Here is a 12,161-nt window from a genome sequence, read left to right on the forward strand (position 1 = left end):
AGCCCGACCGCATGATCCCGCGCATGCCATCGCGAACGCCGATGGCGGCGCCCGACGTATCGACGCCAACAGAGAACAATGACGACGACCTATCCGCTGCATGACGCATTGACGCACGCCAACACGGCGTTCCCGGCTGAAGCCGACATCGTGATCGCCGGCGCCGGCATCATGGGTTGTGCGGCCGCCTATTACCTTGGCTTGCGCGGCCTGAAGGCGGTCGTGCTCGACAAGTCGCGCATCGCCGGCCAGCAATCGACGCGCGCGTGGGGTTTCGTGCGGCAGCAGGGCCGCGAGTCCGCCGAAGTGCCGCTGATGATGGCCGGCATGCGAATCTGGGAAGGGCTGGAGCAGGCGCTCGGCTTCGATCTCGAATGGCGGCAGGGCGGTTGCCTGTATATGGCGGACAACGAAGAAGACTGGGCGTCGTTCCAGGCATGGCTCGCCGTTGCACGCGAACACGGGCTCGACACGCGCACGCTGACCCGTGCGGAAATCGACGCGCGCGTGACGGGCCTGTCGGCGCAGGCGCGCACGCTCGGCGGGCTGTATACGGCGACCGACGGGCAGGCCGAGCCGCGCCGCGTGGCCGCCGCGTTCGCGGCACGCGCGGCCGAAGCCGGCGCGCGTTTCTTCGAAGGCTGCGGCGTGACGGCGATCGAGACGGCCGGCGGCGCGGTCGTCGGCGTCGTGACCGAGCGCGGCACGATCCGCACGCGGCGCGTGATATGCGCGGCCGGCGCGACCAGCTTCCGGCTGCTTGACGGCATCGGCATCCGGCTGCCGCAGCAGGCCGTGCGCGGCACCTGCATGCGCACCAACGTGCTGCCCGACGTGTCCGCGTCGACGATCTGGGGCCACGGCCTCGGCATTCGGCAACGCAGGAACGGCGCGATCAATCTCGCCGACGACATGCAGGTCGACGTCGACCTGACGCTCGGCCACCTGCGCGGCTTGAGCCTGTTCTGGCCGGAGTTCTGGTCGCAGCGCGAGAAGTTCCGGCTGCATCTGAATGCGGCGGCGTGGCGCGATGTCTGCGCGCGCATCGCCGGTGGAGGCGGCGCGATCGAGCCGCGCGATCCGCAGCCGCAGCCGAATCGCGCGCATGCGCCGCGCGCGCTCGCGAAGCTGAAGGCGATCTTCCCCGCGCTGAAGGACGCGCAGATCGTCGAAGCCTGGGCCGGCCTGATCGACGTGCTGCCCGACGGGATTCCGGTGATCGACGCGCCCGGAACGCCGTCCGGGCTCGCGATCGCGACGGGCTTTTGCGGGCACGGCTTCGCGATGGGTCCGATCGTCGGGCGGTTGCTGTCCGAGTGGGTCGATACGGGCGAGCCGTCGCTCGACCTGTCGGCGTTTCGTGCACGGCGTTTCGTCGACGGGACGATGGTGCGGCCGCGCAGCATGCTGTAGCGGCGTACCCGCGTGTTCCCGTCGTAGAATCGAGCCCGCAATCTTCAGGAGATTCCCCGTTGGCAACGCCCTCCGACAAGCGCCGCTCGTTGCGCTCACGCCTGCGTCGCGCCCGCGATCCGTGGCGGGCGCCGCGTGCGCGCACGCTGTTCACGCGTCCGGCCACGTCGCCGCGTCGCACGTTGCTGTTCCGTCTCGGCGCGGTCGTGGTGCTGTGCATGCTCGCGTTCCTCGTGCTGTATCTCGATCGCGACGGACTGCGCGATTCGACCAAGAGCACGCCGATGAACGTCGCCGACCTCGTGTACTTCACGATGGTCACCGTCGCGACGGTCGGGTACGGCGACATCGTGCCGGTCACCGCGCGTGCGCGTCTGATCGACGCGTTCTTCATCGTGCCGATCCGCATCGGCATCTGGTTCATCTTCCTGGGCACGGCATATCAGTTCGTGATCCAGCGCGTCATCGAGGAATTCCGCATGAAACGCCTGCAGAAGCAACTGTCCGATCACATCGTCGTATGCGGCTACGGCCTGTCGGGGTCGATCGCCGTGCGCGAGCTGCTCGAAAGCGGCGTCGATCCGGCGACGATCATCGTGATCGATGCGCAGCAGCAGGCGCTCGAGGCCGCGACGTCGCTCGGCGTGACCGGGCTGCTCGGCGATCCCGCGCACGAGGATCTGCTGCAACAGGCGCAGGTGCGCGCGGCGAAGGCCGTGATCATCTCGGTGACCGACGACCCGACCGCGATCCTGCTGACGCTGTCGGTGCGCAGCATCGCGCCGGAAACGAAGATCGTCGTGCGGATCCAGGAGAACCTGTATCAGCGGCAATTGCGGCAGGCCGGTGCGGACGTGATCGTGTCGTCGACGAAGATCGGCGCGCTGCTGCTCGCGGACGCGGTGCATAGCCGCTACATCGTGCCGTTCGTGAACGACATGCTGTCGACGCGCGGGCGCGCGACGCTGCTGGAGCGCGAGGCGTTGCCGCACGAGATCGGCTGCATGACGAACGTCGTGCCGGGCGCGATCGTCGTCGGCCTTGATCGCTGCGGGAAGATTCATTCGTTCTACGAGGATCCGCCGTGCCGGATCGAGGCGGGCGACACGCTGGTCGTGATCCAGTCGGCGAGGATTCCGGATCCGGATGCGTGACAGGCGGCCGGCGACGACCGGGGCATCCCGGCTTGATATGCCAATGCGCGTTATTTAGTATGAAGTAATCGCGTCGTGCGCCGCGCACGAGCGTGATCATCGAGGAGACACATGCGATTCAGGCCGGCGGCTCCCCATACCATCGTCGCGATCGGTATCGTGATTGCTTGCGCGCTCATGGGTCTGTGCGTGCTGCAGCTGTTCCAGAGCCGCAACGACGCGCTCGAGCGGGCGAGCGAAACATCCCGCAATCTGGGACTGATCGCCGAGCGCGACATCGAACGCAATTTCGAACTCTACGACCTGTCGCTGCAGGCGGTCATCGATGGCCTGCGGCGTCACGACATGATGACCGCGCCGGCAAGCTTGCGGCGCGCCGTGCTGTTCGACAATGCGATGACGGCGCAATTTCTCGGCTCGGTGCTGGTACTCGATGCCGACGGCAACATCATTCTCGATTCGGCCAACGACGTGCCACGCCGCGGCAATTTCGCCGATCGCAAGTACTTCTCCGTGCACCGCGACAATCCGAATGTCGGCCTTTATGTCAGCGACCCGTTCTCGTCGCGCTTGCGTGCAGGCTCCCCGAGCATCGGGCTCTCACGGCGGATCTCGAATCCGGACGGTTCGTTTGCCGGCGTCGTGCTCATCGCGGTCAACCTCGAGTATTTTCACCAGTTGTTCGCCGGCCTGTCGCTCGGGCAGCACGGTTCGATCTCGCTGATCGGCACCGACGGCGTGATGGTGATGCGTCATCCGTACGACGTCCGCACCATCGGTCGGGACATCAGCCACGCCGCGACGTTCAAGCGGTTCCAGGCCGCGCGCGAGGGCGTGTTCTCCGAAACCGCGTCGCTCGACGGCGTGCGCCGCCTGTATTACTTCAGGCATCTGCCGAAGCTGCCGCTGATCATCATGGTCGCGGAAGCGGAGCAGGACATCTATGCGGCATGGCGGCACCGGGCCGTGACGATCGGCGCGCTGGTGGTGACGTTCGGCGCCGCGTTCATCGCGGTGTCGTTCATGCTCGGCACGCAGCTGCGGCACCGGATGCGCGCCGAGTCGGAGCTCGTGCTGCTTGCCCGCACCGACGGTCTCACCGGCCTGAACAATCGCCGCAGCTTCGCGGAAGTGCTGGATCGCGAATGGCGTCGCGCGCGGCGCTCACGTTCGGTTTTCTCGTTGCTGTTCGTCGATGTCGACCGCTTCAAGGCCTATAACGACACCTACGGCCATCAGGCGGGCGACGATGCGCTGGCTGCGGTTGCGCGCTGCATCGGCGAAAACATCCGCCGGCCGGCCGATACCGCGGCCCGCTACGGCGGCGAGGAATTCGTCGTGTTGCTTCCGGATACATCCGAGACGGGCGCCGCGCAGATTGCCGAGCGGATTCGCGCGGCGATCGACGAGCTGCCGCTCGAGCACGCGGGCAGCGAATACGGGCACGTGACGGCCAGCATCGGCCTCGCGAGCTGGACGCCCGAGCACGATGCCGAGGCCGACGCCGTGATCAAGGCAGCCGACGAGGCGTTGTATTACGCGAAGGCGACCGGGCGAAACAAGGTTGCCGCCTTTCGGCAGCCGGCATGACGCGGCTCGCGCGATGCGGCCGCAACCGTTCGTGACGGACACCGAATAGTTCGCCGCGCGGCCGGCCTTCGCGCTACAGTGGGCGTCATCCGTCTTGCGCCGAAGGCCGATCCGAGGTCGAACCATGCAACTTCAAACCGGCAACCTGTTCAATGTCGAACGAACGCGCGGCGACGACGAGCGGGTCGATGTGCTCGTCGCCGGCGCGCGCCTGAACGTCGAGCGGATCGTGTCGATGGGGCATACGAGCCCCGACGGGTTCTGGTATGACGATTCGCGCGCCGAATGGGTCGTGCTGCTGTCGGGCGCCGCGGTGCTCGAGTTCGAAGCGGACGCGACGCTGCACGACATGCGCGCCGGCGACTACGTGCTGATCGAACCGCATTGCCGGCATCGCGTCGCGTGGACGCATCCCGACGAGCCGAGCGTCTGGCTCGCGATCTATCACGAACGCTGAATCGCGCGGCGCGCCGCGCCTTTATCCGCGCCCCACGAACGGCATCGTGGTCGCCATGATGGTCATGTTCAGGATGTTCGTATCCAGCGGAAGGTTCGCCATCTGAACGACCGCATTCGCGACATGCGCGACATCCATCCGCGCCTCGGGCGCCATGCGTCCGTCGGCCTGCGGCACGCCTTCCGACATGCGCTCCGTCAACGACGTCGCCGCATTGCCGATGTCGATCTGGCCGCACGCGATGTTGTACGCGCGGCCGTCGAGCGCGAGCGACTTGGTGATGCCGGCCACCGCGTGCTTGGTGGCCGTGTACGCGATCGTGTTCGGGCGCGGCGTGTAGGCGGAGATCGAGCCGTTGTTGATGATCCGGCCGCCCTGCGGCGTTTGCGCCTTCATCATGCGCCACGCGGCGCGCGCGCACAGAAAGACGCCCGTCAGGTTCGTCGCGACGACGTCGTTCCATACGTCGATCTCGTATTCGTCGAGCGGAACGGCCGGTGCATTGCGGCCGGCATTGTTGAAGAGGACGTCGAGCCGCCCGAACGCCCGCGCGATCCGCGCGAATGCGTGTTCGACCGATGCTTCGTCGGTGACGTCGGCCGGGAACACGTGCGCGTCGCCGCGGGCGGCGACGATCGCCGCCTTCGTGTCACCCAGCGATGCTGCGTTGCGTCCGATCAGCGCGACGGTATATCCGGCGTGCGCGAGTGCGATGGCCGCGGCACGGCCGATGCCGGATCCGGCGCCCGTGACGGCCGCGAACTTCTTCGAGACGGACATGGCTTGATCCCCTGCGGGTTGGATGAGGAAAGCGGCGGCGGCGCGCGATGCATTCGCCGTGTACAGGTCGACGCGTCGTCCGGCCTCGTTACTTCACGCACTCCAGCGCGTACTTCAGCCCTTGTCCGAGCAGCCCGCGCCACACGTCCCACGTGTGTCCGCCGTCGACGATGCGCAATTCCGCCGGATTCTGCGCGCGACGCAGCTGCGTGTACAGCACGCTCGATTCGGCCTGGATCGTCAGGTCGTCGTCGCCCGCCGCGATGAACATCGGCACGCGCCAGTTGCGCGCGAAATAGCCGCGCATCAGCGCCGGGTAGTTCAGCTCGTGCCACACGCGCGGATCGAACTGCCGCTCGCCGAACACGCCGACATAACGCGCGGCGGAATTGAGCGGCGGCTCGTTCGCGTAGATCGCGGGGCTCAGCAGCATCGCGCCGCAGAACAGGCCCGGCTCGAGCAGCGAGAAGCGCAGCGCGCCGAAGCCGCCCATCGACACGCCGCCGATCGCGCGGCCCGCGCGCTGGTTCGACACCGCGAAGTGCGCTTCGACCTCGGGCAGCAGATCGTTGAGGAACGCGCTCTGCATCTTCTCCTTGCGATCGACGTACCAGTCGGTGCCGCCTTGCGGCATCACGATCACGACGGGCGGGATCTCGCGGCGCTCGATCAGCGTGTCGGCGGTGGCCTGCAGCCGGCCCTGGGTGATCCAGTCGTTCGCATTGCCGGCGTTGCCGTGCAGCAGATACAGCACCGGATAGCGCGCGCCTTCCGCGTTGTAGCCGGGCGGCAGGTAGACCGTGTAAGACCAGTCGCGCTTCAGCGACGCCGAACGGAACGCGCGCAGCACGATGCTGCTGCCCGGATTGACGGCGGGCTCCTGGGCGGCCGGCGCGATCGTTGCGGGCGGGACGGTCGCGGCCGCGGGCGCGGACGACGCCGGCGAAACCGCCGGCCCGCCCGGCGTGGCGTGGGCGGTGGCGATGGCGCCGGCAATCAGCGCGGCGGCGAACGGAAGGGCGAGTCGGCGCATGGCGAATCGTTTCAGGAGAGGCGCCCGCTATCGTAGCAGCGGCGCGTGACGGCGCGGCGCATCATCGCCGCGAACGGAACGGGAACGGCAGCCGCGACACCAGCGGCGCATAGAGCTTCGCGACGAGATACAGCAGGCCAATCGCGACGACGTCGGCGGTCAGGCCGAGCGGCACGTCCAGATAGCCTTCGGTCGCCTGGTAAAGCAGCGAGTCGACCGCGAGCGAGATGCCGGTGCCGGCGACGAAACACAGCAGCCCCTGGCGCCCGATCGTGCCGATCCACGGCATCGCGTGCGCGACCTTCTTCATCCATCCGAGGTGCACGAGCTTGGCCGCGAGCCACGCGATCGCGAGGAAGTTCGCGAGCCGCAGCGCGCCGAGATTCTGCTTGATCGACGGATCGGTCGGGAACGGCTCGATGCGAAGGCGGTAGTACGCGCCGGCCGCGACGATCGCGAGCGACACGGCCGTCAGCAGCCAGCCCTGCGGTTTCGGCGCGAGCGTCTGGTAGACGGGCTGGCAGCGCGCGATCACGCCGAGCACGAACAGAAACTGCCACGCGAACGGATTGAAGTCCCACGGTGCGCCTTCGACGGTCGGCAGGAAGCGCGCGATGTGCGGCGCCGCGTACCAGAGCGAGCCGCTGAACGCGAGCATCAGCCACGGCTGCGTGCGCGCGAGCGGCAGCGCGAGCGGCACGAGCAGCGCGAAGAACGCATACATCGGCAGCACCGACGCGAGGTACGGCTGGCGCCGGAACAGCAGGATGTCGCGCAGCGCGGCGAGCGGCTTGTGGAGCAGGCCGTCGAGATCGTTGGTCGGCATGTTGGGGCCGTCGATCGAGAATGCGTTCAGCACGGCGGTGATGAGTAGCATCAGTCCGGCCGTCACGAGGAACGCACGGTAGATCTCGAAGGCGCGGCGGATGAAACGCTGGCGCGCGGCGGCCTCGTCGTGGCGCTCGGCGAGCGAGTTGTACGCGATGGCGGTCGCGAAACCGCCGAGGAACACGAACACCTCGGCCGCATCGCACAGCGCGTACGCATGCAGCGTCACGCGCGACAGGATGCTGCCGCCGATATGGTCGACGACGATCACCAGCAGCACGAGACCGCGGAAGAAATCGAGCTCGGCGTAGCGGCCGGCCCGGGCGGGGGCGGTCATCGGGCCGCCTCCCGGCGCGCGCCGCGTGCGCGGCCGGCACCCGCCGCGCATGAATCGGGGTGAAGCATGACTTCGTGAAGAAATGACGAACGGATGCGCATTGTGCCACCGATGTGACGACGTCCGGGTTTACGCGGATGGAACGCCGGCCAGCCGCTGCCGACAAGCCTGATCGGGACGTGGTGAGAACCGGCAAGTTGGACGAGCGCAACGCTTTGCGTGCCGGGCCCACGCCCCGATGGACGGGCGGTTTCCGACGTGACACCATTTTGTCCTCGCGGCCGCACACCGCGAAGTCCGCCCTGCGGGCCACCTTTATAAAACAGACCAACAATCGCCGGGCGCATGGCCTGCCCGGCACCCCGGCTCCGGAGATTCGTCATGAAGAAGCACGTCATTTTTGCCGCCGCGCTGGCCGCTTTGGCCGCGCCGGCCTTCGCGCAGGACAGCGTGACGCTGTACGGCCTGATCGACGAGGGCTTCAACTACACGAACAACGTCAACGTAAACGGGGTCGGAAAAACGAATTACCAGCTCGCGAGCGGCTATGCGCAAGGCAGCCGCTGGGGCCTGAAGGGTAGCGAGGACCTGGGCGGCGGGCTGAAGGCGATCTTCACGCTGGAAAACGGCTTCGACGTGAACAACGGCCGGTTCAACCAGGGCGGCCGGATGTTCGGTCGCCAGGCGTTCGTCGGGCTGAGCGCGTCGCGCTTCGGCACGCTGACTTTCGGCCGCCAGTACGATTCCGTCGTCGACTATCTCGCGCCGCTGACCGCGAACGGCAACTGGGGCGGCACGCTGTTCTCGCACCCGTTCGACAACGACAACACGGACAACTCGTTCCGCGTGAACAACACGGTCAAGTACGCGAGCCCGGACTGGAACGGGCTGTCGGTCGGCGGCACCTACAGCTTCAGCAACAGCACGGGCTTCTCGACCAATCGCCAGTACAGCATCGGTGCGCAGTATTCGCTGGCCGGGCTGCAGGTCGCGGCCGCTTATCTGCAGGCGAACAGCCCGGGTGTCGGCAGCGCGGGCGCGATCGCGGCCGACGATGCGAATTTCGTCGCCGATCGCCTGCGCATCTTCGGCGGCGGCATCAACTATTCGTTCGGCCCGGCGACGGTCGGCTTCGTCTATACGAAGACCGACGTGAAGAATCCGGTGTCGACCGTCTACCTGCCGGCGTCGACGTTCTCCGGCCTCGGGCTGACCGCGACCAAGTTCCAGAACTTCGAGATCAACGGCAAGTACCAGCTCACGTCCGACTTCTATCTCGGCGCGCAGTACGTGTACACGGACGGCAAGTTCGACGCGGCGGCCGGTTCGTTCAAGCCGAAATACCACACCGTCGGGCTGATGGCCGACTACAGCCTGTCCAAGCGGACCGACGTCTACCTGCAGGGCGCATGGCAGAAAGTCGCCGGCGACAAGACCGGCACCGCGGCCGATGGCGGCTACGTGGTCGGGACCGATGGCCCGTCGTCGTCGGCGAACCAGTTCGCGGTGCGCGCCGCGATTCGCCACAAGTTCTGAGGTCGACCTGCCGGCGCGCGGGGCGGGTTGCCCCGGCGCCGGCTTTCGTCATGCTGCGCGATGCGCGTCGTCGAGCGTTTGCGCGAGCCAGTCGACGAAGATCCGCACGCGCGGCGCCAGATGCCGGCCACTCGGAAACACGACCGACACCGGCAGCGGCGCCGCATGCCACTCCGGCAGCACCTCGACGAGCGAGCCGTCCTCGAGCAGCGGCGCGAGTCCGTCGCGCGGCGCCTGGATCAGCCCGAGGCCCGCGATGCAGCACGCGAGATACGCCTGCGAGCTGTTTACCGCGACCACGCTGCGCATCTTCACGGTCTGCAGCGCGCCCGAATCCATGTCCGCATATTCCCAGTCCAGCTCGCGCCCCGTGCGGCTCGAGAAATAGCCGACCGCGACGTGGTCGGGCAGATCGTCCGGCGAGCGCGGCATGCCGTATCGCGCGAGATACGCGGGCGACGCGCAGTTGATCTGCGCCAGCTCGCCGACGCGGCGCGCGACCAGCGACGTGTCGGACAGCGCGCCGACCCGCACCGCGCAGTCGATGCCGTCGGCGACGAGGTCGACGAAGCGGTCCGTCGTGCTGAGTACGACGCGCAGGTCGGGATAGCGCGCGTGGAAATCCGGCAGCGCCGGAATCACCCTGTTCAACGCGAAGCGCTCGGGCAGGTCGACGCGGATCACGCCGCGCGGCGCGGCGCCGGCGTCGTCGAACAGTGTCTCGGCGTCGTCCAGGTCGGCCAGCAGCCGCGTGCAGCGCTCGTAGTAGGTGGCGCCCTCGGCGGTGAGCGCGACACGCCGGGTGGTTCGCTGCAACAGGCGCACCCTCAGGTGTTTTTCCAGATACTGGACGGCGTTGCTGACCGTCGGGCGCGGCAATTGCAACTGCTCGGCCGCTTTCGTGAAGCTGCCGAGGTGAGCGACGCGCACAAAGATGCGCATTGCATGCAGATGGTCCATGCGGAGCGAAAGCGTGGCGGGTTGGGACAGGCTCCATTGTTAATCAGCGTCGAATGATTTGGTTGGGCGTTTCGCGTTTATCGCGCGCCGCAATGCGTCCAGAATCCGTTGCATTCACTCACCAACCGCGAGGAAACGGACATGGACAAGCGTCAACTGGGCCGCACGGGCCCGCAGGTATCGGCGATCGGGCTCGGCTGCATGGGGATGTCGGATCTCTACGGGCCCGCCGATCGCGACGAAAGCATCGCCACGCTGCACGCGGCGCTCGACAGCGGGATCACGCTGCTCGACACGGGCGACTTCTACGGGATGGGCGACAACGAGATGCTGATCCGCGACGCACTTCGCGGCCGCACGCGCGACCAGGTGCTGATCAGCGTGAAATTCGGCGCGCTGCGCGATCCGGCCGGCGCATTCGTCGGCTACGACGCGCGGCCGCAGGCGATCCGCAATTTCGTCGCGTATTCGCTGAAGCGGCTCGGCACCGACCACATCGACATCTACCGGCCGGCGCGCGTCGATCCGGCGGTGCCGATCGAGGAGACGGTCGGCGCGATCGCCGATCTCGTGAAGGCCGGCCATGTGCGCCATATCGGCCTGTCGGAGGTGGGTGCCGACACGATCCGCCGCGCGGCGGCAGTTGCGCCGATCGCCGACCTGCAGATCGAATACTCGCTGCTGTCGCGCGGGATCGAGGCCGACATCCTGCCCGCGTGCCGCGAACTCGGGATCGGCGTGACGGCCTACGGCGTGCTGTCGCGCGGGCTTCTCAGCGGCGGCTGGAGCGCGGCGCGGCAGGGCGAACGCGACTTCCGGGCGGCCAGCCCGCGCTTCCAGGGCGAGAACCTCGCGCACAATCTCGCGCTCGTCGACGCGCTGCGCGCGATTGCCGACGAGAAGGGCAGCAACCCGGCGCAGATCGCGATCGCGTGGGCGCTGTCGCGCGGCGCCGACATCGTGCCGCTGATCGGCGCGCGCAAGCGCACGCAACTCCAGGACGCGTTGCAGGCGGTCAAGTTGCAACTAACGGTCGATGATCTCGCTCGCATCGAAGCGGCGATTCCCGCCGGGGCGGCTGCCGGCGAGCGTTATCCGGCGTCCCAGATGGCGCACCTCGACAGCGAGCAGGGCCGGGGGGCGGCGCACGAAGCCTGAACGGCGGGCATCGCGGATTGACGAGGCGACGAGGCCCGCCGGGCGGGCCCGAGCCAGCGTCAGGCAAAGCCAGATGGCCGGCGGTGTGACGGTGGTTCATCATCGGCGCCGTGTTCGACCGGACGGAATGCCTTCATGCAAATCCATACGCTGACGATCGTCGTGCTGGTCTTTCTGCTGGCCGGCGCGGTCAAGGGCATGATCGGCCTCGGGCTGCCGACGATCGCGATGGGCCTGTTGACGCTCGCGATGCCGCCGTCAGCCGCCGCGAGCCTGCTGCTCGTGCCGTCGTTCATCACCAATGTGTGGCAGCTGTGGCTCGGCCCGTCGTTCGGCCCGTTGCTGCGGCGGCTGTGGCCGCTGCTCGCCGGGCTGACGATCGGCACGTTGACGGGCACGCTGACGGGCGGGCTGCCCGCGCTCGCGGCCGGCAGCGCGTGGACCCACGCGGCACTCGGCGTCGTGCTGGTCGCATATGGGTGCTGGGGGCTCGCCGCCGCGCGACTGCCCGCGCCGGGCCGACACGAAAAGTGGCTGTCGGCCGTGGCCGGCTATCTGACGGGCGTCGTGACGGCGGCGACCGGCGTGTTCGTCGTGCCCGCGGTGCCGTACCTGCAAGCGTTGCGTCTGCCGAAGGACGACCTGATCCAGGCGCTCGGGTTGTCGTTTACCGCGTCGACGGTCGCGCTTGCGCTGCAGCTGCGCGTGACGGGTGCGCTGCAGACGGTCGATCTCGGCGTATCGGTGCTGGCGCTCGTGCCGGCAATCGCGGGGATGATGGGCGGGCAATATGCACGACGCGTGATGAGCGAGAACGCGTTCAAGCGCTGCTTCTTCGTCGGGATGATCGCGCTGGGCGCCTACATGGCGGCATCGGCGCGGCTGTGAGCGCGCGTCGCCGACACGCGCGCCGCG

11 protein-coding genes are annotated in these 12,161 nt (G+C 67.9%); 7 read left to right on the top strand and 4 right to left on the bottom strand.

What is annotated here, in order from left to right; genetic code table 11:
• Positions 1 to 78: 78 nt before the first annotated feature.
• The 4 genes from HW466_RS01255 to HW466_RS01270 all read left to right on the top strand — a co-directional run bounded on the left by HW466_RS01255 (position 79) and on the right by HW466_RS01270 (position 4,614).
• On the top strand, positions 79 to 1,413 hold the full coding sequence (locus HW466_RS01255) for an NAD(P)/FAD-dependent oxidoreductase (protein ID WP_059943197.1): 1,335 nt from the start codon (positions 79 to 81) through the stop codon (positions 1,411 to 1,413).
• A 59-nt stretch (positions 1,414 to 1,472) separates the two neighbouring features.
• Positions 1,473 to 2,567, top strand: coding sequence for a potassium channel family protein (locus HW466_RS01260; protein ID WP_059451118.1), 1,095 nt, complete (start codon positions 1,473 to 1,475; stop codon positions 2,565 to 2,567).
• Positions 2,568 to 2,678: 111 nt separating this feature from the next.
• Positions 2,679 to 4,157 carry a sensor domain-containing diguanylate cyclase gene (locus HW466_RS01265; RefSeq protein ID WP_151006106.1) on the top strand — a complete coding sequence of 493 codons (1,479 nt, stop codon included), beginning with the start codon at positions 2,679 to 2,681 and terminating at the stop codon, positions 4,155 to 4,157.
• 124 nt (positions 4,158 to 4,281) lie between these two features.
• The gene (locus tag HW466_RS01270) at positions 4,282 to 4,614 is read left to right on the top strand and encodes a cupin domain-containing protein (protein ID WP_059507617.1); all 333 of its coding nucleotides are present in this window, start codon (positions 4,282 to 4,284) and stop codon (positions 4,612 to 4,614) included.
• Positions 4,615 to 4,635: 21 nt separating this feature from the next.
• On the opposite strand, the gene HW466_RS01275 is transcribed toward HW466_RS01270, so the two are convergent.
• The 3 genes from HW466_RS01275 to HW466_RS01285 form a co-directional block, all read right to left on the bottom strand.
• A complete protein-coding gene (locus HW466_RS01275) occupies positions 4,636 to 5,394 on the bottom strand; it encodes an SDR family oxidoreductase (RefSeq protein WP_151006107.1) in 759 nt (252 codons plus the stop codon).
• 88 nt (positions 5,395 to 5,482) lie between these two features.
• Positions 5,483 to 6,427 (bottom strand): alpha/beta hydrolase, encoded by a 945-nt coding sequence (locus HW466_RS01280; protein WP_174905481.1) that lies wholly within the window; start codon positions 6,425 to 6,427, stop codon positions 5,483 to 5,485.
• A gap of 61 nt (positions 6,428 to 6,488) precedes the next feature.
• On the bottom strand, positions 6,489 to 7,592 hold the full coding sequence (locus HW466_RS01285; protein WP_059451297.1) for an OpgC domain-containing protein: 1,104 nt from the start codon (positions 7,590 to 7,592) through the stop codon (positions 6,489 to 6,491).
• 381 nt (positions 7,593 to 7,973) lie between these two features.
• Between HW466_RS01285 and HW466_RS01290 the strand changes: the two genes are divergently transcribed.
• Positions 7,974 to 9,128, top strand: coding sequence for a porin (locus HW466_RS01290; RefSeq protein ID WP_059451126.1), 1,155 nt, complete (start codon positions 7,974 to 7,976; stop codon positions 9,126 to 9,128).
• Positions 9,129 to 9,176: 48 nt separating this feature from the next.
• Here HW466_RS01290 and HW466_RS01295 read toward each other — a convergent pair whose 3' ends face one another.
• On the bottom strand, positions 9,177 to 10,088 hold the full coding sequence (locus HW466_RS01295) for a LysR family transcriptional regulator (RefSeq protein WP_059798599.1): 912 nt from the start codon (positions 10,086 to 10,088) through the stop codon (positions 9,177 to 9,179).
• A 141-nt stretch (positions 10,089 to 10,229) separates the two neighbouring features.
• Between HW466_RS01295 and HW466_RS01300 the strand changes: the two genes are divergently transcribed.
• Both HW466_RS01300 and HW466_RS01305 read left to right on the top strand, forming a co-directional pair.
• Complete coding sequence (locus tag HW466_RS01300) at positions 10,230 to 11,246, top strand: aldo/keto reductase (protein ID WP_059545613.1); 1,017 nt, start codon at positions 10,230 to 10,232, stop codon at positions 11,244 to 11,246.
• Between the two features lie 135 nt (positions 11,247 to 11,381).
• Complete coding sequence (locus tag HW466_RS01305) at positions 11,382 to 12,134, top strand: sulfite exporter TauE/SafE family protein (RefSeq protein WP_174905482.1); 753 nt, start codon at positions 11,382 to 11,384, stop codon at positions 12,132 to 12,134.
• Positions 12,135 to 12,161: the final 27 nt, after the last annotated feature.

Origin of the sequence: Burkholderia territorii, assembly GCF_902833055.1 — a bacterium.
Classification (GTDB): Bacteria; Pseudomonadota; Gammaproteobacteria; order Burkholderiales; family Burkholderiaceae; genus Burkholderia; species Burkholderia territorii.

What these genes read in the sequence shown, in the direction of transcription:
- HW466_RS01265 (WP_151006106.1), top strand. Translation starts at nt 2,679, where the DNA reads ATGCGATTCAGGCCGGCGGCTCCCCATACCATCGTCGCGATCGGTATC.
- HW466_RS01255 (WP_059943197.1), top strand. Translation starts at nt 79, where the DNA reads ATGACGACGACCTATCCGCTGCATGACGCATTGACGCACGCCAACACG.
- HW466_RS01275 (WP_151006107.1), bottom strand. Translation starts at nt 5,394, where the DNA reads ATGTCCGTCTCGAAGAAGTTCGCGGCCGTCACGGGCGCCGGATCCGGC.
- HW466_RS01285 (WP_059451297.1), bottom strand. Translation starts at nt 7,592, where the DNA reads ATGACCGCCCCCGCCCGGGCCGGCCGCTACGCCGAGCTCGATTTCTTC.
- HW466_RS01280 (WP_174905481.1), bottom strand. Translation starts at nt 6,427, where the DNA reads ATGCGCCGACTCGCCCTTCCGTTCGCCGCCGCGCTGATTGCCGGCGCC.
- HW466_RS01270 (WP_059507617.1), top strand. Translation starts at nt 4,282, where the DNA reads ATGCAACTTCAAACCGGCAACCTGTTCAATGTCGAACGAACGCGCGGC.
- HW466_RS01290 (WP_059451126.1), top strand. Translation starts at nt 7,974, where the DNA reads ATGAAGAAGCACGTCATTTTTGCCGCCGCGCTGGCCGCTTTGGCCGCG.
- HW466_RS01295 (WP_059798599.1), bottom strand. Translation starts at nt 10,088, where the DNA reads ATGGACCATCTGCATGCAATGCGCATCTTTGTGCGCGTCGCTCACCTC.
- HW466_RS01305 (WP_174905482.1), top strand. Translation starts at nt 11,382, where the DNA reads ATGCAAATCCATACGCTGACGATCGTCGTGCTGGTCTTTCTGCTGGCC.
- HW466_RS01300 (WP_059545613.1), top strand. Translation starts at nt 10,230, where the DNA reads ATGGACAAGCGTCAACTGGGCCGCACGGGCCCGCAGGTATCGGCGATC.